The organism is Mesorhizobium sp. M7A.F.Ca.ET.027.03.2.1, assembly GCF_003999175.1.
In the GTDB taxonomy this organism is placed as follows: Bacteria; Pseudomonadota; Alphaproteobacteria; order Rhizobiales; family Rhizobiaceae; genus Mesorhizobium.
The window spans coordinates 1-746 of sequence record NZ_RZOM01001670.1; the positions used below are offsets into that span (position 1 = coordinate 1).

Consider the following 746-nt stretch of genomic DNA (forward strand, 5'->3'; position numbering starts at 1 on the left):
AGGCCATGGCCTCGTGGCGGAGCGGCTACGCTGGAGACGGCAAATCTCTGAAGCCTCGGTTCGATCCCGAGGCGAGGCCTCCAGAATTTGGCGTCCCAATCTGCCCCGAGCGCAGTCAGGTCCCACGAATAGATTGTGTGTTGCGAAGGCAGTACGGACCGGCCGTCAAAGCAGTCCTGTCTTGAATTTGGCATGCAGGCGCTCGCGAAAAGAGTGCTATGGAAGGGAGGCGAGCGTTGTTGCTTCGCTTTTTCCTGACATTCGAGGCCTTTCGTGCGTGAACCGTCGCTGCTGCCCGTTTTTGGAAAACTTGGCCTCAAGACCCCTGTCGCCTTGGCGGCGGCACCAATCTCGCCGGCAGGTGTGCCGCACCTGCGGAAGCTTCTGGCTGCGCATGGCGGCATGGTGCTGAAACTGTCGGTCGTCGCCTGGACGGTGCTGATCCTGGGCGCCGTGTTTTTCAGGATGCAAGGCTGACCGGCATGGCCAACCGCTACACGGTGCGCATGGAGCTTCCCCAGAGTTGGAGCATCATCGATGTCTTCACCGGCCAGCCTGCGGTTGTCCGGCAAAAGGTGATGGTCGGGATGGGGCCGCGCGAGGCCGAGGACATGGTCGTGCAGATGAATGTCCGCGACGTCAAACGCCGCGAAAGGGCCGAGCGCAAGACCTGATCGCGGTCAGCGCCAACTCGCCGGCATTTCAGCCGAAATCGGCCGCCGTCAGCACATACATGCTCTTGCGGG

At 61.8% G+C, this 746-nt stretch carries 2 protein-coding genes; both read left to right on the forward strand.

Going from position 1 to position 746, the window contains the following annotated elements; translation table 11 throughout:
- The first annotated feature begins 273 nt into the window (after positions 1–273).
- Positions 274–477, forward strand: a complete 204-nt coding sequence (locus EN750_RS37240; protein ID WP_127399473.1) for a hypothetical protein — start codon at positions 274–276, stop codon at positions 475–477.
- A gap of 5 nt (positions 478–482) precedes the next feature.
- Positions 483–674: a hypothetical protein gene (locus tag EN750_RS37245; RefSeq protein ID WP_127269694.1), complete on the forward strand. Its 192-nt coding sequence runs from the start codon at positions 483–485 to the stop codon at positions 672–674.
- Positions 675–746: the final 72 nt, after the last annotated feature.

Coding starts and splice junctions, on each gene's coding strand:
- EN750_RS37245 (WP_127269694.1), top strand. CDS start 483: ATGGCCAACCGCTACACGGTGCGCATGGAGCTTCCCCAGAGTTGGAGC.